Source organism: Winogradskyella aquimaris, from assembly GCF_042676105.1.
Taxonomy (GTDB): Bacteria; Bacteroidota; Bacteroidia; order Flavobacteriales; family Flavobacteriaceae; genus Winogradskyella; species Winogradskyella aquimaris.
In genome coordinates this window covers 922,631-947,157 of the sequence record NZ_JBHTJQ010000016.1, presented here as the reverse complement: position 1 = coordinate 947,157, position 24,527 = coordinate 922,631, and the positions used below count along the sequence as shown (strand labels likewise).

The 24,527-nt window shown below is 36.5% G+C and carries 24 protein-coding genes; 12 read left to right on the top strand and 12 right to left on the bottom strand.

Annotated features, from left to right (window positions below):
• Window position 1: 1 nt before the first annotated feature.
• Window positions 2–283, top strand: a complete 282-nt coding sequence (locus tag ACFQ1K_RS14300) for a hypothetical protein (protein WP_320556780.1) — start codon at window positions 2–4, stop codon at window positions 281–283.
• Here the strand turns inward: ACFQ1K_RS14300 and lipB are convergent.
• The 3 genes from lipB to ACFQ1K_RS14285 are packed head-to-tail and all read right to left on the bottom strand — an operon-like array spanning window position 280 to window position 1,972.
• Complete coding sequence (gene lipB, locus ACFQ1K_RS14295; protein WP_320556781.1) at window positions 280–978, bottom strand: lipoyl(octanoyl) transferase LipB; 699 nt, start codon at window positions 976–978, stop codon at window positions 280–282. The genes ACFQ1K_RS14300 and lipB overlap by 4 nt on opposite strands.
• Window positions 971–1,774, bottom strand: coding sequence for a hypothetical protein (locus ACFQ1K_RS14290; RefSeq protein WP_320556782.1), 804 nt, complete (start codon window positions 1,772–1,774; stop codon window positions 971–973). Before ACFQ1K_RS14290 ends, lipB begins: the two co-directional genes overlap by 8 nt.
• Before the next feature lie 39 nt (window positions 1,775–1,813).
• A complete protein-coding gene (locus ACFQ1K_RS14285) occupies window positions 1,814–1,972 on the bottom strand; it encodes a YqaE/Pmp3 family membrane protein (RefSeq protein WP_320556783.1) in 159 nt (52 codons plus the stop codon).
• Between the two features lie 138 nt (window positions 1,973–2,110).
• Here ACFQ1K_RS14285 and ACFQ1K_RS14280 point away from each other — a divergent pair, with 138 nt between their 5' ends.
• From ACFQ1K_RS14280 to ACFQ1K_RS14260, 5 genes are all read left to right on the top strand, one after another.
• Window positions 2,111–3,136 carry a response regulator transcription factor gene (locus tag ACFQ1K_RS14280; protein ID WP_320556784.1) on the top strand — a complete coding sequence of 342 codons (1,026 nt, stop codon included), beginning with the start codon at window positions 2,111–2,113 and terminating at the stop codon, window positions 3,134–3,136.
• A gap of 108 nt (window positions 3,137–3,244) precedes the next feature.
• Complete coding sequence (locus tag ACFQ1K_RS14275; RefSeq protein WP_320556785.1) at window positions 3,245–3,652, top strand: DUF1573 domain-containing protein; 408 nt, start codon at window positions 3,245–3,247, stop codon at window positions 3,650–3,652.
• Between the two features lie 111 nt (window positions 3,653–3,763).
• On the top strand, window positions 3,764–5,452 hold the full coding sequence (gene lysS, locus ACFQ1K_RS14270) for a lysine--tRNA ligase (RefSeq protein ID WP_320556786.1): 1,689 nt from the start codon (window positions 3,764–3,766) through the stop codon (window positions 5,450–5,452).
• Window positions 5,453–5,591: 139 nt separating this feature from the next.
• Window positions 5,592–6,572 carry a hypothetical protein gene (locus ACFQ1K_RS14265; RefSeq protein ID WP_320556787.1) on the top strand — a complete coding sequence of 327 codons (981 nt, stop codon included), beginning with the start codon at window positions 5,592–5,594 and terminating at the stop codon, window positions 6,570–6,572.
• A 201-nt stretch (window positions 6,573–6,773) separates the two neighbouring features.
• Window positions 6,774–9,173 (top strand): zinc-dependent metalloprotease, encoded by a 2,400-nt coding sequence (locus tag ACFQ1K_RS14260; protein WP_320556797.1) that lies wholly within the window; start codon window positions 6,774–6,776, stop codon window positions 9,171–9,173.
• A gap of 56 nt (window positions 9,174–9,229) precedes the next feature.
• Here the strand turns inward: ACFQ1K_RS14260 and ACFQ1K_RS14255 are convergent, their stop codons facing one another.
• The gene (locus ACFQ1K_RS14255) at window positions 9,230–10,051 is read right to left on the bottom strand and encodes an alpha/beta hydrolase (RefSeq protein ID WP_320556788.1); all 822 of its coding nucleotides are present in this window, start codon (window positions 10,049–10,051) and stop codon (window positions 9,230–9,232) included.
• Window positions 10,011–10,889 (bottom strand): alpha/beta hydrolase, encoded by an 879-nt coding sequence (locus ACFQ1K_RS14250; RefSeq protein WP_320556798.1) that lies wholly within the window; start codon window positions 10,887–10,889, stop codon window positions 10,011–10,013. The genes ACFQ1K_RS14255 and ACFQ1K_RS14250 overlap by 41 nt, the downstream gene beginning before the upstream one ends.
• Before the next feature lie 134 nt (window positions 10,890–11,023).
• On the opposite strand from ACFQ1K_RS14250, the gene ACFQ1K_RS14245 reads away from it, so the two are divergent.
• Both ACFQ1K_RS14245 and ACFQ1K_RS14240 read left to right on the top strand, forming a co-directional pair.
• A complete protein-coding gene (locus ACFQ1K_RS14245) occupies window positions 11,024–11,476 on the top strand; it encodes a hypothetical protein (protein WP_320556789.1) in 453 nt (150 codons plus the stop codon).
• An 81-nt stretch (window positions 11,477–11,557) separates the two neighbouring features.
• Window positions 11,558–11,902, top strand: coding sequence for a hypothetical protein (locus tag ACFQ1K_RS14240; protein ID WP_320556790.1), 345 nt, complete (start codon window positions 11,558–11,560; stop codon window positions 11,900–11,902).
• 55 nt (window positions 11,903–11,957) lie between these two features.
• Here the strand turns inward: ACFQ1K_RS14240 and hemL are convergent, their stop codons facing one another.
• The 4 genes from hemL to ACFQ1K_RS14220 are packed head-to-tail and all read right to left on the bottom strand — an operon-like array spanning window position 11,958 to window position 15,298.
• Window positions 11,958–13,244, bottom strand: coding sequence for a glutamate-1-semialdehyde 2,1-aminomutase (gene hemL / locus ACFQ1K_RS14235; protein WP_320556791.1), 1,287 nt, complete (start codon window positions 13,242–13,244; stop codon window positions 11,958–11,960).
• A 2-nt stretch (window positions 13,245–13,246) separates the two neighbouring features.
• Window positions 13,247–14,041, bottom strand: coding sequence for a glucosaminidase domain-containing protein (locus ACFQ1K_RS14230; RefSeq protein WP_320556792.1), 795 nt, complete (start codon window positions 14,039–14,041; stop codon window positions 13,247–13,249).
• A 17-nt stretch (window positions 14,042–14,058) separates the two neighbouring features.
• Window positions 14,059–14,964, bottom strand: coding sequence for a 1-aminocyclopropane-1-carboxylate deaminase/D-cysteine desulfhydrase (locus ACFQ1K_RS14225; protein WP_320556793.1), 906 nt, complete (start codon window positions 14,962–14,964; stop codon window positions 14,059–14,061).
• Window position 14,965: 1 nt separating this feature from the next.
• Window positions 14,966–15,298: a hypothetical protein gene (locus ACFQ1K_RS14220; RefSeq protein ID WP_320556799.1), complete on the bottom strand. Its 333-nt coding sequence runs from the start codon at window positions 15,296–15,298 to the stop codon at window positions 14,966–14,968.
• Window positions 15,299–15,344: 46 nt separating this feature from the next.
• Here ACFQ1K_RS14220 and ACFQ1K_RS14215 point away from each other — a divergent pair, with 46 nt between their 5' ends.
• The 4 genes from ACFQ1K_RS14215 to ACFQ1K_RS14200 all read left to right on the top strand — a co-directional run bounded on the left by ACFQ1K_RS14215 (window position 15,345) and on the right by ACFQ1K_RS14200 (window position 19,931).
• The gene (locus ACFQ1K_RS14215) at window positions 15,345–15,506 is read left to right on the top strand and encodes a DUF5522 domain-containing protein (protein ID WP_171032453.1); all 162 of its coding nucleotides are present in this window, start codon (window positions 15,345–15,347) and stop codon (window positions 15,504–15,506) included.
• A complete protein-coding gene (locus ACFQ1K_RS14210) occupies window positions 15,506–17,515 on the top strand; it encodes a urocanate hydratase (protein ID WP_320556794.1) in 2,010 nt (669 codons plus the stop codon). The genes ACFQ1K_RS14215 and ACFQ1K_RS14210 overlap by 1 nt, the downstream gene beginning before the upstream one ends.
• 11 nt (window positions 17,516–17,526) lie before the next feature.
• Window positions 17,527–18,138, top strand: coding sequence for a DUF4136 domain-containing protein (locus ACFQ1K_RS14205; protein WP_320556795.1), 612 nt, complete (start codon window positions 17,527–17,529; stop codon window positions 18,136–18,138).
• A gap of 116 nt (window positions 18,139–18,254) precedes the next feature.
• A complete protein-coding gene (locus ACFQ1K_RS14200; protein ID WP_320556796.1) occupies window positions 18,255–19,931 on the top strand; it encodes a SulP family inorganic anion transporter in 1,677 nt (558 codons plus the stop codon).
• A 30-nt stretch (window positions 19,932–19,961) separates the two neighbouring features.
• Here the strand turns inward: ACFQ1K_RS14200 and ACFQ1K_RS14195 are convergent, their stop codons facing one another.
• The 3 genes from ACFQ1K_RS14195 to ACFQ1K_RS14185 are packed head-to-tail and all read right to left on the bottom strand — an operon-like array spanning window position 19,962 to window position 24,477.
• Window positions 19,962–22,037 (bottom strand): alpha-ketoacid dehydrogenase subunit alpha/beta, encoded by a 2,076-nt coding sequence (locus ACFQ1K_RS14195; RefSeq protein WP_320554092.1) that lies wholly within the window; start codon window positions 22,035–22,037, stop codon window positions 19,962–19,964.
• A gap of 1 nt (window position 22,038) precedes the next feature.
• Window positions 22,039–23,106: a branched-chain amino acid aminotransferase gene (locus ACFQ1K_RS14190; protein WP_320554093.1), complete on the bottom strand. Its 1,068-nt coding sequence runs from the start codon at window positions 23,104–23,106 to the stop codon at window positions 22,039–22,041.
• A gap of 48 nt (window positions 23,107–23,154) precedes the next feature.
• Window positions 23,155–24,477 carry a dihydrolipoamide acetyltransferase family protein gene (locus tag ACFQ1K_RS14185; RefSeq protein ID WP_386134353.1) on the bottom strand — a complete coding sequence of 441 codons (1,323 nt, stop codon included), beginning with the start codon at window positions 24,475–24,477 and terminating at the stop codon, window positions 23,155–23,157.
• Window positions 24,478–24,527 lie beyond the last annotated feature (50 nt).

Here is a 24,527-nt window from a genome sequence, read left to right as displayed (position 1 = left end):
AATGAAACTGTTTTTAAAGCTATTCCTTCTCGTTTTTTTAGTGGATATTATCTTGGGGTTTTCTTTATCCTTTTATTTTGGTCATAAAGAGCCTGGAATTTTGATCCATATCATTGATGAAATAATTTCCTTCCCAATCAGCTTATGGAACCGACTTTTTCCAAAACATGGGATTTATAAGAACTCAACCAACATTTTTTGGTTAATTGTCATTATAAATGCACTTGCACAAGCTTTAGTTGTATTTTTTACCGTAAAGTCAGTAAAGCGCCTAAAAACTTAAACAAATTCAGCTTCAAAAAGCGTTTTAAAATGCTTTAAAATTTTAGTTTTCACGGCTTCTTCGTCCACTTTGTCTACACCAAGTTCGTTATTTAAAGAGGTCACCGCTTTGCCACGAATACCACAAGGAATAATATTATCAAAATACCCTAAATCGGCGTTAACATTTAGCGCAAAACCATGCATGGTTACCCAACGACTGGCACGTACACCCATAGCACAAATCTTTCGCGCAAATGGAGTTCCCACATCCAACCAAACTCCAGTTTCACCCGGACTTCGTTCGGTTTTTAAACCATACTCTGCCAAGGTGAGAATAATGATTTCCTCTAAAAACCTAAGGTATTTGTGTATATCCGTAAAAAAATTGTCTAAATCTAGAATAGGGTAACCTACAATTTGCCCTGGACCATGATAGGTGATATCACCACCTCTGTTGATTTTATAGAAGGTTGCGCCTTTTTCTGCTAATTGTTCTTCTGAAAGTAACAAGTTAGACAAGTCACCGCTTTTACCCAAAGTATACACATGCGGATGCTCTACAAATAGAAAATGGTTATCCGTGACTAGGCCTGCCTCTTCTCTCCTATTCTTAATTTTAGTATCTAAAATGGCTTTAAAAAGGGTTTCCTGATAATCCCAGGTTTCTTTAAAATCTTTTAAGCCTAAATCTTGAAATCTTACAATTTTATTCATCAACAAACTCAACTTTCACATCTAATAACAAAGGATTTTTTAAATAGTCAATCCAATTTGCTTTGTAAGTTACTGTCTTTCGGTCACTAGAAATCTCGGCATCCTTAAATGATACAGACTTTACCTCTTTAGGAAATGTCAACTTAATATTATAGTACGATTCTTCAAAATACTGCATAAATTCCTTATCGTTTTCATCGGTGTCATCAAAAAGATCAGACATGGATTCCAGTTCTTCTTCTGTAAAGTCTACAGCTGTTAGTCTCTCAAACCCATTAGCAGTCATTTCATAAGTTACCCTTTCGTCATCGGATCCCATAAACTTCCCGATGGGCGATCCATTTTTCATGGCATCTAGCTGATCGCCTTGACCATTAAGATTTTGCACTTTTTTGATTTTTTCTTGTATATCCCTTAAATCCTCTAACGACTCAAAATTTAATCCAATTCCAATATCCATTACACCCTCATCTTCATTCATTTTCATGGTCATAAACATATCCCTTACAGCTTCCATTGCCTGACGCTTTTCCTCAGGTAAAGCCGCAATACTATCTTTGTAAGTTTCCATTATATCAGCAAAAACCATGGTTGTGTCCATAACTTCACCTTTCTCTTTCTTATCTGGATCGGTCTGACCTCCACCCATTTTATCTGTAAAGGCTTTGACTGCATCACCCATTTCATAAGTCATTAGGTATTCACCTGATTGTTCATCATTAAAAACAATCGATTCAGTAACATTACAACTCGAGAAAAAAACAATAAATAGTAATAAGGAAAATATAATTCTCATATGCACTTTTTTAATGTATTAAAGTGCAAAGATACGGATTTATCGTTCAGGGTTATTTAGAATAACCAAAGCTGCAATAACGCCAGGAACCCAACCGCAAATCCACAATATGAAGGTAATTAAAAAAGACCCACAACCTTTATCTACAACTGCTAAGGGTGGAAAAATAATAGCTAAAATAACACGCCAGATACTCATAATTTCGTTTGATGATTTGATGCTCTTATTGGACGCTATCATGTTAAATTTGTTACACTTATTACATTGTAACTGTAAGAATTTTATAAAATTACGTAGATTCGTTTTATGCAATTAAGATGTTTTATAGTATGCTTAATGATAAGCTGGGTTGCAAAGGCGCAGTACTCGTTCTCTGGCTACACTATACCTAGTGAATGGCAAAATACAGTTTACCTTTCTATTGTAGAGGATTATCGGAAAATGTCTGGGGTTTATTCCGAGCAGATTATTGCAAAAACCAGAGCAGACGAAACTGGTTTCTTTGAATTTAAAGGTAATATGCTTGATGCTGAAAATAGAATCTATCGCATTCATGTTGACAAATGCCCCGAAAACCGAGCCGATGTTAATCACTTTAATGGGCATTGTAGCGATAGTGAAAAATTGCTTTTTATAGCTAAAAATACGGACACATTAAAACTTCCTTTTTCCTTTGGTAATCAGGTGTTCTGCCAAGTAGAATCCAACAATCCAAAAGCCAATGCGTTTTTGAGGATAGACTCACTTAAAAACGAAATGCGGTTCGCCTATTCTGAAGTTAGAACAGAGGCTAACCGAAAATTAAATAACAAAAAATGGTTTAAAACCTTACAGAGTTTTGGAGAGAGCCTTAATGAACCAATCGCAGAATTGGCCATTTATGCTTATCTATCGGATAGAACCAGTGATTTGCACAGTTACTATGTTCAAGATTTAAAAGACAATTCGTATTATGACAACCTCAAAGAAAGGCTTGAAGCCACCTATCCTAAAGCGCCTTACACCGTTCAGTACAAAAATGAATTAGCGGCTGACCGCTTTATGCTCACTTCATCCAAAGAAGACAACAGCAACTCCTTTGATGTATACCTTTACCTTATTCTTGCCACTTCAGTTTTGATTAATTTATTCCTTCTCTACAACAATTTGAAAAACAAGAGATCTCGACCTAAAAATTTAAAGTCTAAACTATCCAAACAAGAACAAGTTGTATTAGAGCATTTACTCCAAGATAAAACAAATAAAGATATCGCAGAGGCCTTATTTTTGAGTGTAAGCACCATAAAAACACATACCAATAACATTTACAGAAAATTAGAAGTTCAATCCCGAGACGAAGTAAAATCTCTGTTTTTCAAATAGTTATAAAATTCAACCTCAGTACTAGTACCGATTTCCAACCCTTTATTTTAGATATTTTCACTTCCAAGTTTGAAGTTTGTTTTCAAATGAATCAAAAATTTTTAAACTATGAAACGAACAGTAAACACTATTCTAATTTTTATCCTTTCCGTAGGATTATTCAATGCAACTTCAAACAAGATTGAAAGTAAAGCAAGTAAAGTAGCGATCATTTCATTTGAAAGTGAAGTCATTGATTACGGAACCATTGAGCAGTATTCTGACGGCACACGATTATTTACCTTTACTAACGAAGGTGATGCAGCTTTGTTAATCACCAATGTAAGGACCAGTTGCGGTTGCACTGTACCAAGCTATTCAAAAGAACCCATTTTACCTGGAAAATCTGGAGAATTAAAAATTAAGTATGACACTAAAAGGCTTGGCGCCTTTACAAAAACCATTACGGTAACTTCTAATGCTGAAGGTGGTAACAAAATCCTAAAAATAAAAGGGAATATTGTGGCTTCAAAATAATTGGAAGCTCACCTCAAACAAAACTGCTAAAAACTATTATTCTTTAGCAGTTTTCTTTGTTTTATACTTTAAATAAATACCTTAATTTTGCCGTCCTAAAGGATTTACAAAATGCAACTTTCAGAACAAGAATTAGTAAGACGTCAAAAGTTAGAAAAATTACGCGCATTGGGGATTAATCCCTATCCAGCCGATTTATATCCTGTGACGCACACTTCCAAACAGATAAAATCTGACTATGAAGAAGGTAAAAAAGTGGTGGTTGCTGGTCGTCTTATGGCAATTAATGTTCAAGGAAAAGCTTCTTTCGCTCAATTACAGGATAGCGAAGGACGTATCCAGGTGTATTTTAACCGTGATGAAATCTGCCCTGGTGAAGACAAAACATTGTATAATGATGTCTTTAAAAAACTAATCGACTTAGGAGATTTTGTTGGTATTGAAGGTGAATTATTTACCACAAAGGTTGGTGAGAAAACCGTAATGGTAAAGCAGTTTAAATTATTAAGCAAAGCTTTAAAACCACTGCCAATCCCAAAGCAAAAAGATGGAAAAACTTACGATGCATTTACAGATCCAGAACAGCGTTACAGACAACGTTATGCAGATTTAGCTGTTAATCCACACGTAAAGGATGTATTTGTAAAGCGTACAAAGTTGTTCAACGCTATGCGTAAGTTTTTTAATGATGCTGGTTATTTTGAAGTTGAAACACCAATTCTACAACCCATTCCGGGAGGTGCTGCTGCAAGACCATTTGTAACGCACCACAACACCTTGGATATCCCATTGTATATGCGAATTGCCAATGAGCTATATTTGAAACGACTAATTGTAGGTGGTTTTGAGGGTGTATACGAGTTTTCTAAGAACTTTCGTAATGAAGGCATGGACAGAACTCATAACCCCGAGTTCACGGCAATGGAAATCTACGTAGCGTACAAGGATTACAACTGGATGATGGAATTCTGCGAAAAACTATTAGAGCATTGTGCTATTGCAGTTAACGGTACAACGGAAGCCACTTTTGGTGAACATAAAATCAACTTTAAAGCGCCTTACAAGCGTATTACTATGCGCGATTCTATATTAGAATTTACAGGTTTCGATATTTATGGTAAAACTGAAACTGAAATTAGAGCCGCAGCCAAAGATATGGGTATTGAGGTAGACGACACCATGGGTAAAGGCAAATTGATAGATGAAATATTTGGTGAGAAGTGTGAGGGCAATTACATACAACCAACGTTTATTACGGACTATCCAAAAGAGATGAGTCCATTGTGTAAGGAGCATAGAGAAAATCCTGAATTAACGGAACGCTTTGAGCTCATGGTTTGCGGTAAGGAAATTGCCAATGCCTATTCTGAGCTTAATGATCCCATAGATCAGCGCGAGCGTTTTGAGCATCAATTAGAATTGGCTAAAAAAGGGGACGATGAAGCGACAGGCACTATAGATTACGACTTTTTACGAGCTCTAGAATACGGAATGCCTCCAACCTCAGGTATGGGTATTGGTATGGATCGCCTCGTTATGTTCTTAACCAATAATCAAAGTATTCAAGAGGTTTTATTCTTCCCACAAATGAGACCTGAGAAGAAAAAAGTAGAATTAAGCGATAACGAAAAAATTATTTTTGAGATTCTTAAGAAGCAACAACGCATGGATTTAAATGAGCTTAAATCGCAATCCGGACTCAGCAATAAAGGTTGGGATAAAGGCATTAAGGGCCTTGGCAAACACGGCCTAACGAAGGTTGAAAAGACCGATGAAGGGTTGTTTGTAGAAATGGTTTAAGATTAAGTAAACTAAAAAAGGAATTGCGATATGCAATTCCTTTTTTATTTAAAATCAATATACATTTTAAAGTACAACTTGCTGATTTCGCCTTTTTTACTATTTTCACATTTACTATAAATCAGTTGGTTACTTTAAAATGAAAAAAATCGCGCTTCTATTCATCGTTCTGATAACATCCTTTTCTTGTGAAAATGATGACGTTATAACACCTGTGCAAGACCCATTAATAGTTGCAGAATTTAGACCAAATCTATCGGAATTAAACCTGTTTACAGGAGACCTAAGTGATTTAAACATATCTTCACGTGCTTTTAAATATGAGCTTAATTCACAACTCTTTACAGATTATGCCCATAAGCAAAGATTAATTGCATTACCAGAGAATACATCCATGCAATACAATGGAGACGGTTTACCAATTTTCCCTGACAATACCGTTATCGCGAAAACCTTTTACTACAACAATGACGAGCGTGACCTAACTTTAGGAAAGACAATTATAGAAACACGCGTCCTCATAAAAATCAATGGAGAATGGGAAACTGGAGATTACAAATGGAACGCCGACCAAACAGAAGCAGTTTTGGATTTAAATGGTAGTGTCGTCCCTGTAACTTGGATTGATTCTGATGGAGAAACAAATTCCATAAGCTATAAAATTCCATCCAACACAGATTGCTTTACCTGTCATCATACATATGATTATACAACACCAATTGGCCCAAAACTAAGAAATATGAATTTTGAAATTAGTGGTATAAATCAATTGAATGACTTCATTGATCAACAGCATTTAAGTGGTTTATCAAGCAATTCAGAAGTTTCATCTATCGTTAACTGGCAAGATACTTCAGAATCTCTAGAAGATAGGGCTAGGTCGTATTTTGATATTAACTGTGCACATTGCCACATTGAAGGCGGTGATTGTGAAACACAATCTACCTTACGACTGGCACTTGAATCTTCTCTGGAAAATTCTCAAATAGTTCAAAGAAAATTTAGTATTTCACTACGGATTTCAGAATACAATGAAGGCTTTAGTATGCCATTTATTGGTACAACCATAGTACATGATGAAGGTGTCGCTTTACTTCAAGCGTACCTTGACACACTATAATTGCGCGTTAAAAAAATTATAAAATAGGTTTTAGAGCTGATGGGTTCTTAGTAGAATCCTTATTTTCATGCAAATTTTTTAAAACCGACTAAAGTGAAACGACTATCCATTAAGCTACTTTTTGTAGCTTCTGCTTTTTTGGCTTTTTCATGTTCTACAGCTAAAAAAGCCAGCAAATCCAAAAAAACTGATGCCACAGCAATGGCAAAACCAGCTGGAAAGAAACCAGGAAAAAACGACCCAAAACCTTACGATAAAGTAATTACTAAAGATGCCAAAAGTGATGAAGGTCTCTTTACGGTTCATTCTTTAGACGATAAGTTTTATTACGAAATACCGGATTCTCTTTTTGACAGAGAAATGTTAATGGTAACTCGTATCTCAAAAACTGCTAGCGGCCTTGGTTTTGGTGGTGGTAAGCAAAATGAGCAGGTATTACGCTGGGAAAAGAAAGGCAAAAAAGTAATATTACGCGTTGTATCCTACAATGTTACTGCTGCTGACTCTCTACCTGTAAATGAAGCGGTTAAGAATTCAAACTTTGAGCCCGTTTTATTTACGTTTCCTATAGCAGCTTACAGCAAAGATTCTACTAGTACTGTTATTGATGCATCGCCATTATTTGAAAAAGATGTAAAATCCCTTGGCTTACCGCAATTCAGAAGAACAGGGTATAGAGTCACTCGTTTAGAAAGTGACAAATCGTTTATAGAAAGCATAAAAAGCTATCCAAGAAATATTGAAGCGAGACATGTAAAGACTTATGCTGCAGGTCGTCCACCTTCAAACTCAAGTACAGGTAGCATTTCTATTGAGATCAATAACTCTATGATTTTATTACCAGAAAACCCAATGAAACGCCGCTATTTTGATGAGCGTGTAGGCTGGTTTACAAGTAGTACTACGGATTATGGTTTAGAAGATCAAAGAAGTAAAACATTGACGTATTTAGACCGATGGAGACTGGAAGTTAAGGATGAGGATTTAGAGAAGTTTAAACGTGGTGAGCTTGTAGTACCAAAGAAGCAAATTGTTTACTACATAGACAGGGCGACACCAGAAAAATGGAGAAAGTACATCAAACAAGGTATTGAAGATTGGCAAGTGGCATTTGAAGCTGCAGGATTTAAAGAAGCCATTATAGCTAAAGATCCTCCTTCACCTGAGGAAGATCCAGAATGGACACCAGAAGATGTTCGTTATTCCGTCGTAAGATATTTGGCTTCTCCTATACCTAATGCCAACGGCCCACACGTTAGTGACCCAAGAACTGGTGAAATTTTGGAAAGTGACATTAATTGGTACCATAACGTAATGTCCTTATTGCGCGGTTGGTTCTTTGTACAAACTGCAGCCATTAATCCAGAGGCCCAAAGTCCAGAATTTAAAGATGAAGTTATGGGACGTTTAATCCGTTTCGTATCTGCTCATGAGGTTGGACACACCCTTGGTCTTCCTCATAATATGGGAAGTAGTGTTGCTTATCCTGTAGAAAAATTAAGAGATGCTGAGTTCACCCAAAAATATGGTACGGCACCATCCATAATGGATTATGCACGTTTTAATTACGTGGCGCAACCTGGTGATGAAGGTGTAGCCTTAATGCCAAATATTGGGCCTTACGATAAATATGCTATTGCATGGGGTTACAAGCCTATCCTAGACAAAACAGCTGAGGAAGAAAAAGAAATCCTCAATGAGTGGATTTTAGAGCATGATGGCGACCCAATGTATCGTTTTGGTCATCAACAAGTTGGTGATATTCACGATCCTAGTTCACAAACTGAGGATTTGGGTGACGATGCTATGCTCGCAAGTGAATATGGTATCAAAAACCTAAAACGTATTGTGCCTAACTTAATTGACTGGACAACAGAAGCTGGTGAAGATTATGATGATCTAGAGGAAATGTATGGTCATGTAGTATCTCAATTTAATAGATACATGGGCCATGTTGCCAATAATATTGGTGGTGTTTATGAGCATTATAAAGCTGCTGGACAAGATGGCGTTGTTTACACACCTGTACCTAAAGAACACCAAAAAAGAGCGATGGCATTTTTACAGGAAAATTTGTTTTCAACCCCAGAATGGATGATTGACAAGGATATCTTTGACCGTATAGAATATTCTGGCTCTATAGACCGTATAAGAGGTTTACAGGTAAGATCATTAAATACGGTTTTAAGCTTAGGAAAAATGCAACGTTTAACAGAAGCACATACTTATGACGACAAAGCATATTCTTTACCTGAAATGATGAAAGACTTACGCCAAGGCATTTGGAGCGAATTACGCACGGGTAAGAAAATAGACACGTATCGTCGTAACCTTCAACGAGCACATATTGATAGATTGGCCTATTTAATGACAGCTGAAAATCAAAGTGGAAGATCTCCAAGTCCATATATTAAAGCTACTGCAGTAAACACAAGTCAATCTGATATTAGAGCTGTAGTAAGAGCCGAGTTGAAGACCTTACGTTCGCAATTAAGAAATGCGCGAGGTGGTGATGCTATGAGTAGAATTCATATTGCAGATGCGATAGAACGTATCAATGATATATTAGACCCTAAAGTTGTAATTGCTAAAGAAGATTAAGTTTCATTGATAATAAACTTGAAATTAAAAGGCTTCAATTGACATTGAAGCCTTTTTTATTCTAAAACTTCAGCTATTGCTGAGTGATACTCAGCAAATTCAACGAGATTATTATGATTTCCATTTTTAATGGTTATAAAGTCTAAATGATCAATATCTAATTGAGAGAGCTTTTTTGCAGATGAATAGGGTACTACATCATCCTCAGTGCCATGAATAATGGTGATTGGACAATCTGTTTTCTTTAGATAACGAAACGTAGGAAAACGATATTTTAAAAGCATATTTACAGGTAACATTGGAAATCGTTGCTTTGCAACATCTTCAATACTATAATAGGGTGTTTCTAAAATCAGTTGTTTTGGTGTATTCTCAGATGCCAAATAAGACGCAATGCCAGTACCTAAAGACCTTCCATACAACGTGATTTCATTCTCCTTGTAATGCTTTAACAAATAATCATAACAGTATTGACCATCCTTATAAAAGGCACCTTCATTAAGCTTACCCTTACTTTTACCATAGGTTCTGTAATCCATTATTAAAACATCATAATTTTTCTCGACGAAGTATTCGGTGATAATACCCCAGCGGCTTAAATCGCCAGCATTACCATGAAAATAAAGAATCACTCCTTTAGGATTTTCTGTTTTAAAATGAAGGGCATTTATGTTCGCTCCTTTATCGGTATTAAAAAATATTTCTTCAAAAGGTTGATTAAAACGGTATTCGTAATTCTGCTCTAAAGTCGTCGGCAGAAACATCATTTTTTCCTGTAAAAAATAAAGTGCAGATGCGATCATAACATACAAACCTATAAGTACTATGAGTACTTTTTTAAGCGTTTTTCTTAGTTTTTTTTGAAGAGTGAATGACATTAATACTTGTGGTTTCGAGATCTATGGTTTTGGGTTCGCTATTCAGAATATCATCGAGCATCTTATGATAGGATTCAAAATTGTTCAAATTTTTATGGCCGCCTCCTATAACGGAATGTAACTTGGTTAATTTAGGTTGTATTTGTGCCAACTTCACGCTTGTTTTATAAGGAATTAACTTATCATGTGTACCATGGATAATATGTATAGGACATTGTACGTATTTTAACCATTTATACGTTGGCAAAGGATACTTGAGTAATAAAGACAAAGGCATAAATGGAGCATATCGTGCTGTAACTTTTGTAAGGCTATAATATGGCGCATCTAAAATGAGCATTTTAGGGCTATTCAATGAAGCCAATTTTGTTGCAAAACCAGAACCTAAAGAGCGACCGTAAAGTATGATTCGGTCTTCTGTGGTTTGTTCCTTTATTTTGTTGTAAACTAATTGCAAATCACGTTTAATGGCCTTTTGAGATCGTTTTCCAGTACTTTTACCAAAACCTCGGTAATCTACCATCAAAACATTGTAGCCATGTGTTGTAAAGTCTACAGCAAATTTCCCCCAACCCTTTATACTTTTAGAATTTCCTTTAAGGTATAAAACCACACCTTTACTTTCTCCTTTTGGAAAAAACCGAAGCCCATTGATTACAGCACCGTCTCTTGTTTCTAAGTTATATTCTTTGGTTTCCTGATTTTCATAATCGAACTGAAAATCTTTAGGCAACTTTTCAGGCTTAAATAGCATGTAATCTTGCAAATAATACAAAGCAACGCTAATAGCAATGTAAAAACCTAAGATTAATAAAGCTGTTGAAACCCAATAAGCCATAGAATGAAAATTACTTTCTACAAGATACAAATTAATGGTTATAGCCATTTTAATCATACAAAAACTATCTCTATTTAAATAACATTATAAAAAATCACTATTTTTAAAGAATTGAATCAATACACCATTATCAGATGAAAAAATTAATTCTAATCCTTCTCTCATTTATAGCGTTTAACCTTAACGCACAAGAAAAAATTGAAGTTAAAAAAGAAAACACTAAGAGTGAACAACAGAAGTTTACGCAAGGCAATGAGGCTAAAGCACTAGCCAAAAGCGAGACCAAAAAACTAACTAAACAGTTAGATCTTTCTTCCGAACAACAAGAAAAAGTATATGAAGTTTACCTGAATCATTTTGAAGGTGAGTTTAATAGAAAACAAAAGATCAAAAAAATGATGGATTCAAAAGACAAAGGGAGTAAAGAAAAAATCAAACAACAATTAGGAAAGCAAAAGCGTGGAGGCAGCGAGGCTTTAAATAACAAACTCAAGGAGGTACTAACTACGGAACAGTACGAAAAATACTTAGAAAGAAATAAGCTTCAGCAAAAAAACAAACAAAAAAAGCTAAGAGCAAAGAATTAATCGGTTCGAAAAAGAATTAATGCCATTTGGTTTAAATAAAATTATTATTTTAGTGACTTATTTATAACTAAACAATCCATAATGAAAAAGATAATCACATTAGGTTTATTCGTTTTCGCAATGTTCTTAGGAACGGGATCGCTAACGGCTCAGTCCAACAAAATTGAGGTAAACAAAATAGCTTCTGAAAAAACTGGGGAACTCATACAGCTTATTAAATGCGATAATGACCAAAAAGACCAAGTATATTTAGCACTTCAAGAATATACACAAGCTACATTAGATTTAAAGAATGCTGCAGTGGTAAAAGAAGGTGCTGTTGAAAAAATAAAAATGCTATTGGATACGAAAATGCAGGGTATTTTAAATGAGACCCAGTACCAACGTTATGAAGCTTATTTTGAGGAAAACTTAAAAGACTTATAAATTTTATAGAATTGACATAAAAAATAAAAGCTCCAAAAATTCGGAGCTTTTTTTGTTATAAAACCTTTGCAACTTCCTCAACCGCTGCGATGGTTTCATTTAAGTCTTGATAGGTTAATGCATCGCTTATAAACCACGTTTCAAAAGCACTTGGTGCAATATAGATTCCTTGGTCTAACATACCATGAAAGAATTTTTTAAAAGTCGTATTATTTCCCTTTGCTGCGCTATCAAAATCCACCACAGGTTCTTCAGAAAAATGAACCGAAATCATTGAGCCAATACGGTTAATGGTATGGGTCACATTATTTTTTTTTAAAGCCTCGGTCATACCATTATGAAGATATTTAGTCTTCTCTTCTAGCCGATTCATTAAACCTCTATCTGCCTTTATGGCTTTGAGCATAGCTAATCCAGCAGCCATCGCTAAAGGATTACCGCTTAAAGTTCCTGCCTGGTAAACAGGACCTAAAGGTGCCAAATAATTCATTATTTCATTTCGCGCCGCAAAAGCTCCAACTGGCAAACCACCTCCTACAACTTTACCAAAACAAACAATATCTGCATTTATACCTGTCAGTTCCTGAACACCACCATTTGCCAACCTAAAACCAGTCATAACTTCATCAAAAATTAAAAGAATATCACTGGTATCACATATATACCTTAAACCTTCTAAAAAGCCCTCAACAGGAGGAATACATCCCATATTACCTGCCACCGGCTCTACAATAATAGCAGCAATTTCGCCCTTATTAGCCTCTACTAAAGTTTTAACATTCTCAATATTATTATAGATAGCGAGTAAAGTGTCCTTTGCCGTCCCTTGCGTTACACCAGGACTATTAGGAGTACCAAACGTTACGGCACCACTACCTGCTGCAATTAAAAATGAATCGCTATGTCCATGGTAGCAGCCGGCAAACTTTATGATTTTATCTCTTTTTGTATAACCTCGTGCTAAGCGAATAGCGCTCATACACGCTTCAGTACCTGAATTGACAAAACGGATTTTATCTATGTTTGGCACCATAGAAACAGCGAGTTCTGCAATCTCAGTTTCTAGAACGGTGGGCATTCCAAACGAAGTTCCTTCCTTAGTTTTCTCTACTACAGCATCTACGACTGGAGGAAAGGCATGACCCAACAACATTGGTCCCCAAGAATTTATATAATCTATAAATCGGTTACCATCTTCGTCATAGATATAAGCACCCTTTGCCGATTTAGCAAAAATTGGCGTACCACCAACAGCTTTAAATGCTCTTACTGGTGAATTAACTCCACCTGGTATTACTTTTTGTGCATCCTTAAACAATGCACTGCTCCTTTGATATAACATATTTAATTTGGAATCTTTAATTCTTGACCAATAGCAAGCGTATTAGAACTTAAGTTATTCATACTTATAATAGCGTCTACGGTCGTATTATAGCGCTTAGACAGAGAATACAGTGTATCACCCTTAGCCACGATGTGTATAGTGGTCCCACTATTCACTCTTACAATATCGATTGATTTGTCACTTGAACTTAAAACCTCTTGATCATACTCATAAAGTTGGTAACGTTCTATTAAACTAATCAATTTATCAGGATATTTACGGTCTGTAGCATAGCCAGCTTTTTTTAGGCCCTTAGCCCATCCCTTATAATCATCGGGTTTTAGTTTGAAAAGATCTTGGTATCGTCTTCGTTCTGTTAAGAACCTAGAATGGTCTTCATAAGAAGATACGGCTTCCTTGTATTTTCTGAAACATTCCTGGGAGCGGTCATCATCATGGTAAATTTTTGCACCTGTCCAACCATGGCATTTAATTCCGAAATGGTTGTTAGCCTTAACAGCTAGTCTCCCTTTACCTGATGCCGACTCAAGAATTCCCTGTGCTAAAGTAATGCTTGCTGGTATCTTGTATTTGCGCATTTCTTCTTTAGCGATTTCTGCATATGTTGCTATGTAAACAGCCGTAGAGGTTGGTGGCTTAACCTCTACCTCGTTTTCGGTAGATTCAACCTTATCGTTTTTATCAATTTTCACGACTTCCTCAGTCTTTGTCGTCTCCTTATGCTGCTTCTTTTTTGTTACAATCCCTTTTTTTGGTCCACACGAAAAAGCAAACATAACTATGATCAAGGCCATATGTTTGACACTAATTTTTATTCTATTTGAGGCCATCCTTTTTGTTTCAGTCTTATATTCATTCCTTCTATACCCTGTAATCCGCCAGTATGAATTGCTAGTATTTTTGAACCGTCAGGAAAAAACTGCTTTTCTATCAAATCAAAAATACCGTACATCATTTTGCCTGTATAGACAGGATCTAGTGGAATATGATATCTTCTGTTAAAGTCATTAATAAACGTGATTAATTCTGGCTTTATTTTTCCATAACCCCCAAAATGATAATCCGTTATTATATCCCAGTTATTCTTTCTTGCAAATTTACGAATATCCTCTTGGATAAAATCACCTTTTAAGGCTGGAAAACCCAATATTTTCTGATGTGGCTTTGATGCATTTATTAATCCAGAAATCGTGCCACCCGTGCCAACACAACAACAAATAAAATCAAAATCGCTATCCTCATCGTTTAAAATCTCTTCGCAACCTTTTACTGCCAAATCATTGGTACCGCCTTCAGGAATTAAATAAAATTCACCAAACTCAATTGTGAGATTCTCTATAAAATTATTTTTTGACTTAAGTCTGTATTCTTCTCGAGAAACAAACTTGAATTCCATACCACAAGATTTTGCAAATTTTAAGGTTGGGTTAGACTCTATCTTCCTATTTAGCTCATCACCTCGTATAACACCAATTGTTTTAAACCCACTTGATCTACCTGCATAAGCTGTTGCTGCGATATGATTGGAATAGGCTCCTCCAAAAGTCAAGAGGGTAGCTTTTTTAAGTTCTTTTGCTTTTAAAATATTGTATTTAAGCTTTCTGTATTTATTTCCAGAAATAAAGGGATGAATAAGATCTTCTCTTTTAATTACCAGTTTAATAAAGGAGTTTTTCAATCCTACAGTCTCATTTATAACCTTTTTATTCTGTATCATATTAAAAACTATAATAACCAATAAAATTCCAAAAAGGCCTCTTTTTTAAATAATTGAGATCTTTTTCGTTTTCAAAAGCCTCTCGTTCAAAAGAAATATTACGATAGGCCATTTTCCTATTCTTATATTGTAACAATCGAATGTAAAATTCGAGTACATAAATTACAAAGAATGGAATAATCAATAATTCTAATTGTTGTTTTAAATGAATCTTTTCATGATTAATCAATACCCTATTTTCTTTCAATGTTTTACTTTTTAAAAGCAAGAAAGGAAAAACAGTCATACCCATATATCCATTAGGTACTAAATATTTTGAAATCAATATCACAATTTTTCCGAATCAAAAATCAATCCAATTTACATTATCTTTGTAAGACATGAAAAAATATGTCCCAATAGAAGAAGGTGATTACTACCTAACTCCAGAAGGTTATCGCTGTTTTACTGAGCAATACCACCTAAAACGTGGCTATTGTTGCGAAAGCGGTTGCAGACATTGTCCATATGGTTTTAACAAAGAAAAATTAAAAAAGAAATAATGCATATAACAGAGTTATCATTTAAGGATCACATATTAGAAGGCATACCGGATAATTTACCTCAACCAAAACCTTATGATTCAAAAATAAATCATGCACCAAAACGAAAGGCTATTTTGTCTCCTGAAGAAGAAAAATTAGCTTTAAAAAATGCATTGCGTTATTTTGATAAAAAACATCACTCTATCTTATTACCAGAGTTCAAGGAAGAACTTGAAAAATACGGTCGTATTTACATGTATCGTTTACGACCTGATTATAAAATGTACGCACGCCCAATTGATGAATATCCAGCAAAATCAAAACAAGCTGCTGCTATTATGTTGATGATTCAAAACAATTTAGATTATGCTGTAGCGCAACACCCACATGAGTTAATTACTTATGGTGGTAATGGTGCTGTATTCTCAAACTGGGCTCAATACAGACTTACCATGAAATATCTCGCCGAAATGAACGACGAGCAAACCCTTGTAATGTACTCTGGTCATCCTATGGGTCTATTCCCTTCACATAAAGAAGCACCAAGAGTTGTGGTTACCAACGGTATGATGATTCCAAATTATTCTAAGCCAGATGATTGGGAAAAATTCAATGCGCTTGGTGTTACGCAATACGGACAAATGACGGCTGGAAGCTATATGTATATCGGTCCACAAGGTATTGTTCACGGTACAACGATTACGGTTTTAAATGGTTTTAGAAAAATTAATAAACCTCCTAAAGGACACATTTTCGTCACTTCTGGATTAGGTGGCATGTCAGGGGCACAACCTAAGGCAGGAAATATTGCAGGTTGTATAACTATTTGCGCTGAAGTTAATCCAAAAATCACCCAAATAAGACTAGACCAAGGCTGGATCGATGAAAAAATCACTGATTTAGACCACCTTGTAAAGCGTGTTAAAAATGCTCAATCCAACAAAGAAACGATCTCAATAGCCTATCTAGGTAATATTGTTGACGTTTGGGAAAAGTTTGATGAAGCTAATATTCATATCGATTTAGGAAGTGACCAAACCTCACTGCACAATCCTTGGGCTGGAGGTTACTATCCGGTTGGACAATCATTTGAAGTCTCAAACGATATGATGGCAAACAACCCTGAACTTTTTAAAACCAAAGTTCAGGAAAGTTTACGGCGACATGCCGCCGCCATCAATAGGCATACTGAAAAGGGTACATATTTCTTTGATTATGGCAATGCCTTCTTATTAGAGGCCTCTCGAGCAGGTGCGGATGTGATGGCTAAAAACCCTTCTATTGGCCGCGAATTTAAATATCCTAGCTACGTCCAGGACATCATGGGACCCATGTGTTTTGATTATGGTTTTGGGCCTTTCCGCTGGGTTTGCGCTTCAGGTAAACCAGAAGATTTATTAAAAACAGATGCCATTGCCTGTGAAGTTTTAGAGGAAATCATGAAAAATTCACCTACTGAAATACAACAGCAAATGGCTGATAATATTCAATGGATTAAAGGAGCGCAAGAAAACAAATTGGTTGTAGGTTCTCAAGCCAGAATATTATATGCTGACGCAGAAGGTAGAATGAAAATTGCTGAAGCCTTTAACAACTCCATAGCAAATGGAGAAATTGGATATGTTATTTTAGGTCGTGATCACCATGATGTTTCAGGAACAGATTCACCTTACAGAGAAACCAGCAATATTTACGATGGTTCTAGATTTACTGCAGATATGGCAATTCATAACGTTATTGGAGATAGCTTCAGAGGCGCTACTTGGGTAAGTATACATAATGGTGGTGGAGTCGGTTGGGGCGAAGTGATTAATGGTGGTTTTGGTATGGTTCTTGATGGTACTAAAGAAGCATCAACACGACTTAAACAAATGTTGTTTTGGGACGTTAACAACGGCATTTCAAGAAGAAGTTGGGCAAGAAACGACGGTGCAATTTTCGCCATTAAAAGAGCTATGGAAGCCGAACCTAATTTAAAAGTGACGCTTCCAAATCAAGTTGATGAAAATCTATTAGAAAACCTTTAAAAAAAAGCGATATGAAAAATTTGCAAAATTTTTACGAATACTTTTCAAATAAAAGTCTCGTGAGTAATACACTACTTAAATTTACTCCGATTTTGGTTTTTACCATCCTTCTATCGTCTTGTAGTTCTGTGCGAGTTGCAGCCGATTATGACAGGGAGACTAATTTTGACCAATACAAAACCTTTGCATTTTTTAAGCCGGGAATTGATAAAGCAGAAATTAGCGACATTGATAAAAGACGAATTCTTAGAGCTATTGAAGCTGAGCTTATGGCCAAGGGTATGACTAAGTCCGAAAATCCAGATATGTTAGTTAGTATTTTTACAAAATCGACTCAACGTGTAGATGTTTATAATAATGCCTGGGGAGCCGGAGCCTGGGGCTGGGGAGGTTTCAACCGTTGGGGTTGGGGCTGGGGACCAGGTTTTGGTTGGGGCGGAAATAATGTTTCAACAACAACAGAAGGGATGCTATTCATTGATTTTATAGATACGGACAAAAAGGAGCTGTTCTGGCAAGGTTCCGGGACTGGATATTTAGTTACCAGAAATGTAGAAAAAAAAGAAGCCCGTATAAAACAATTTGTGGCTAAAACCTTGGAACAGTTTCCACCTTCAAATTAAAAACATTAAACTGCCTATGTAAAGCACTGACTACTCAGTGCTTTTTTTTTGTTTATAATCTAAAAAGCCTATTGTTTTAAATATTCTATCTTTGCCGACTTGAAAACGATAACGTTATGATTTTAGGTCAAACTACAAGAAAGAATTTTACGCAAAACCCAAAAGACGATATCCTATCAGGTCTTACGGTTGCACTTGCCTTAGTGCCAGAGGCTGTGGCCTTTGCTTTTGTTGCAGGTGTTGATCCTTTGGTAGGATTATATGGGGCGTTTATGATGGGAATTATCACGGCATTGTTTGGAGGACGTCCAGGCATGATATCTGGAGCTACCGGAGCAATGGCTGTTGTGATGGTTCATTTAATTCAAAAGGGAAATGAAGTTGGCATTAATCTAGAAACGCCTATTGATAACCTTGGTCTACAATGGTTATTCATAACCTTACTATTTGTAGGTGGTATCCAAATTCTGGCAGGTATTTTTAAACTTGGGAAATTTGTGAGACTCATCCCCCATCCAGTCATGATGGGCTTTGTAAATGGTTTGGCAATAGTTATATTCTTATCGCAATTAAAATTATTTCCTAATGCTGTACCTCAGGACATCTCATTTCTTAATAATACTTCAGAGTGGTTTACGGCCTTATTCTCTAATGCAGCTTTTTGGAAAATGATGGGCTTTATAGGGTTAACGATGGGAATTATGTACGGCCTTCCAAAACTCACCAAGAAAATCCCAGCTGCCCTAGTAGCTATAGTAATTGTTGCTTGTATAACCATTTTTGGTGGTATAGAAGTAAGCACTGTGGGTTCTTTTATCGCTGAAGGTGGTGGTAAAGGCTTGAAAGGTGGGTTGCCAACATTTCAAGAACAGATTTTTGGATTGATTCATACTCTTGCCGGCCATTGGGACACTATAATATCAACCGCTTTTATTCTAGCGGCAGTTGGTTTAATTGAATCTTTAATGACTTTAAACCTCGTAGATGAAATTACAGGTACTAGAGGGAATGGCAATCGCGAATGTATTGCACAAGGTAGCGCCAATATGTTAAATGGTTTATTCGGTGGTATGGGAGGTTGCGCTATGATTGGTCAATCCATCATCAATGTAGATTCTGGTGGTCGGGGTCGTCTATCAGGAGCATTTGCTGCTCTAGCCCTACTTGCTTTTATTTTGTTCGCCGCACCATTAATTGAACAAATTCCAATTGCCGCACTTGTTGGTGTGATGTTTATGGTGGTTATTGGAACCTTTGCTTGGTCTAGTTTTAGAATTATCCGTAAAATCCCTATTTCTGATGCTATTGTACTAATTGCAGTATCAGCAATAACCGTTTGGAAAGATTTAGCTGTAGCAGTTATTGCTGGTGTAATTATCTCTGCCTTAGTATTTGCATGGAAAAATGCGACGATGATTAGAGCTCGAAAACGCATGCAATCTGATGGCACAAAAACCTATGAGATTTGGGGACCCTTGTTCTTTGGGTCTATTCAAAGCTTTAACTCAAAATTCGATGTGGAAAATGACCCGGAAAATGTTGAAATTGATTTTGTAGAATCACGTGTTAGTGATCACTCTGCCATGGAAGCTATTTTCAACTTGGTCAATAAGTATGAAGCGGCCGGAAAAACCTTAAAGCTTAAACACCTCAGTGAAGATTGCAAAGCCTTGATGTACAAGGCAAGCCCAAAATTCAAAGAAGTTATATTAGAGGACATTAATGATCCTCGTTATTATTTAGCAGCGAATCCTGAAGAATTTACTAAACCACTCTCGGAATATGACTTATAAAAAAAGCGACTCGATTGAGTCGCTTTTTAATTAATAATCCAATAATTCCTCAATTTTTACTTTCACCTTTTCAGTAGAAGGAATCATCGTTTGTTCTAATGTTGAATTTAGTGGAATCGCAGGCATATTTTCACTACCAATCGTCATTACTGGTGCATCTAAATATTTAAAGCACTCTTCTTGAATTTTTCCTGCTAATGCTCTTGCAAAGCTATTATTAGATGGCTCTTCAGTTACCACGAGACATTTACCTGTTTTTCTCACGGATTTCATAATAGTTTCTTCATCCAATGGAAACAGTGTTCGTAAATCTATGATTTCAATTTGGTTGCGCATGTCTAATTCGCCCGATGCATTATATGCCCAATGTACACCCATTCCGTAGGTAACAATGGTACATGTTTCTACATCATCCTGTTTCCAAATTTCTTGTAACACCCAGGCCTTGCCAAATGGCAGGACATAATCTTCAGCAGGTTCAATAGACGTTGCGCCTTGCGTTCCTGGTACTTTTGACCAATACAGACCTTTATGTTCAAAAATCACCACAGGATTTGGATCGTGGTAGGCTGCTTTCATTAAACCTTTAAGATCAGCACCATTACTTGGATATGCAATCTTAATTCCTCTAATGTTTGTTACCACACTTTCAACAGAAGATGAGTGGTATGGTCCTCCACTACCATAAGCACCAATCGGCACACGTAAAATCATGCTTACAGGCCATTTACCATTACTTAAATAACAGCTTCGACTTACCTCTGTAAACAACTGGTTTAGTCCTGGCCAAATGTAATCGGCAAATTGAACCTCAACAATAGGTTTTAAGCCTACGGCACTCATCCCAACTGTTGAACCTACAATAAAGGCTTCTTGAATAGGTGTGTTAAACACGCGATCGTCGCCAAACTTCTGAGCCAATGTAGCTGCCTCTCTAAATACACCTCCTAGCCTACCGCCAACATCTTGTCCATACAATAAACATTCTTTATATTCTCGCATTAATTCTTCTACAGCAAATAATGCACAATCTACCATTACTACTTTTTCAGCACCTTCTGGTGAACGATTGCCTTTTTCTTCTGTAATTGGAGTTGGCGCAAAATCGTGGGTGAATAAATCTTCAGGAGTCGGGTCTTGAGCTTTTAAAGCTCTTTGAAAATCATCTTGTACTAAAGTTTTAACCTCATTTTCAATGGTTTGAATTTCTTTTTCCGTAAACCCGTTATCTAATAATTGCTGTTTTAAGACTGGATATGGATCTCTAGACTTTGCTTCTTCCAAGTCATCTCGATACCATTCCATACGTACACCTGACGTATGATGGTTTAACAAAGGTACTTTAGCATGCACTAAAAACGGACGACGTTCATCTCGGATCGTTTTTATAACTTTTTTGAGTGCCTCATAACTTTCGATAAAATTAGCACCATCAATGGAAATGGCTTCCAATCCGTGAAAGCCTTTTGCATATTCTGCAGCATTTTGGGCTCTGGTTTCAGCTTCATTAGCAGAAATATCCCAACCATTATCTTGCACTAAATACAAAATAGGCATTTGCTTTAATGCTGCCATTTGGAAGGCTTCTGCGATTTCACCCTCGGTAACGGACGCATCACCTAAACTACAAACCGTGATTGGTTTAAGCTTGGATTCTTCATTGTTATTTTGAATAAAATTAGGATTCTGAAGCCCTTGCTTTTCAAGATACTGCATTCCCATTGCCACACCTGTCGCAGGAATGGCTTGCATGCCAGTTGCTGAAGATTGATGCGGAATTTTAGGTTTATCAGTATCTTTTAAACTAGGGTGCGAATAGTAAGTTCGTCCTCCTGAAAACGGATCCTCTTTTTTCGCCAAGACTTGTAGCATCAAATTATATGGAGTCATTCCAAAAGCCAATAACATGGCGTCATCCCTATAATAAGGAAAAGCATAATCTTGCGGCAACAGTTGCATACCTAAGGCCGTTTGAATGGCTTCATGTCCCCTAGAAGTTGCATGAACGTATTTCGATACAACTTTAAAATTGTCCTCATAAAGTTCAGCCATCGCTTTGGCCGTATATAAATTTTTAAAGCCTTTCTTTAATGTCTCTTTGTTCATTCTAAGCTAATTCTTGTTCAATCTTGGTCATCCAACCAAACTTATCTTCAATTTTTCCTGTTTTTATGGCATTTAAAGTATCATTCACATCAATGCCTACTGGACTTTCATCTGAAATATAAATCTCCCCTTCGTCTGTCCCTATGCTTTGAATGTAAGCAATCCCTACGGCCGTACCTGTACCGAAAGCTTCTTCCAAAGTTCCGTTCTTTGATGCCTCTTTTATTTCATCTATTGCTATTAGGCGTTCAGTCACTTTGTAACCTTTGTCCTGTAGCAGGTCTATGACACTTTTTCTAGTAATGCCATCCAAAACAGAACCATCAAGTTTTGGTGTTATAAATTCACCATTTATCTTAAAGAAAATATTCATGGTTCCCACCTCTTGAATATACTTATGTTCTGCGGCATCTAACCACAACACTTGATCATAACCTTTTGCCTTTGCTAATTCAGTAGGTCTAATTGCTGCTGCATAATTTCCTGCAGCTTTAGCTTCTCCGGTTCCACCTTGTGCAGCTCTTATAAATTGCTTTTCTGCCCAAAGCTTAATTCGTTTACTAAAAAACGGTCCTGCAGGTGAGGCCATAATAATGAACTTGTAACGTGTGGCAGCACGCATACCAATAAAGGCCTCGTCAGCATACATAAAAGGTCTTAGATATAATGCACTGCCCAATTGTGGAGGAATCCAATGATGCTCCAAAGCGACTAATTCCGTTAGTCCTTCAACAAAAAGTTCTTCAGGAACGTTTGGCATTCCCATACGATTAGCACTTAAATTTAATCGCTTAGCATTTTGATAAGGCCTAAAGAGCATTGGAATATTATCGCTGTCTTTGTATGCTTTCATTCCTTCAAAAATAGCCTGACCATAATGCAAAGCCATAGCTGCTGGATGGGTTGGTATTGGTTTTAAAGGTTCGATTCTTGGGTTACCCCATTCACCGTTATCATAGTCACAAATGAACATATGATCCGTAAAGGAAGTTCCTAATGGAATATTGTCGAAATCTAAGGTATCTACTCTAGATTGCTCTACTTTAGTAATTTGAATGTTATAACTCATGATTATTAGGTTTATGAGATCCTGAATATTTCTCAGGATAATAAATCATTATATTTTTCTGTTGGTATCAAATTGTTCTAAGTAATCCGCCACACGGCGCAGAAAACTCCCTCCTAAATAACCATCTACAACGCGATGGTCAAAAGACAATGATAAATACATCATACTTCGTATAGCGATTTCATCACCCTTTTCAGTTTCAATAACTTCAGGTCGTTTCTTAATTATGCCTAGTGCTAAAATGGCGACTTCTGGCTGATTGATGATAGGTGTTCCCATAACACTACCAAAAGTACCAACGTTTGAAATCGTAAACGTACTGCCTTTAATATCGTCACCATTTAATTTATTCTCCCTGGCTTTTCCAACCAAATCATTCACGTTTTCGGCTAGTGATTTTAAATCTTTGGTATCTGCATTTTTAACTACCGGCACAATTAAATTACCACTAGGTAAGGCGGTTGCCATACCAATATTTATATTTTCTTTGACGATAATCGTATTGCCATCTACAGAGGCATTAATATTTGGAAAGTCCTTTATAGCCTTTGCAACAGCCTCTATAAATAAAGGAGTAAAGGTTAACTTTTCTCCATACGTCTCTTGAAAGGCCGCCTTATGTTTGTTTCTCCAGTGGACCATATTTGTTAGGTCGGCTTCCACGTAGGCGGTAACGTGAGGTGAAGTGTGCTTGGAATACACCATATGGTCTGCTATCATGCGGCGCATACGGTCCATTTCAATTAACTTACCATCACCCTTATCAAAATTAAGTTGAGGAATACGGTATGCCGTTGGGTCTTGTTGAACAGCTGGTTGTGCATACCTATAAGGTCTACCATCCTCAATATAATTAAACACATCACTTTTTCTTAATCTACCCTCTTTCCCCGTTGCCGGTATACGCGCTAATTCTTCGTAGCTGATATGATGTTCCTTTGCAATTGAAATAACAAGTGGCGAAAAAAAGGTGTTTGTGTTCGGCAATGTGAATGACTCATTGCCAACTGATTTTGGAGAAACCTCTAATCTTCTTTTCTTATTAGGTTCAGTCGTATCTTTGGGTGTCTTTTCCTCAATATGTTTTGACTTTTGCTTCTTGGTGGATATTTCAGTTTTAACATTATCACCATCTGATTGAATAATTGCAATAGTCTCCCCTATTTTGACAACATCATTAGGCTTATATAAAAGCTCTTTAATAACTCCTGTTACATTGGAGGGCACTTCAGAATCAACTTTATCTGTAGCCACTTCCAAAAGCATTTCGTCTTCTTCTATAACGTCGCCTTCACCTTTAAACCAGGTGATGATGGCAGCCTCTGTAATACTCTCGCCTAACCTAGGCATTTTAAACTCAATTGTTGCCAATTTTATCAATTTTAATCAAGTAATAAAGATACTGCTATTAGATTTTAACT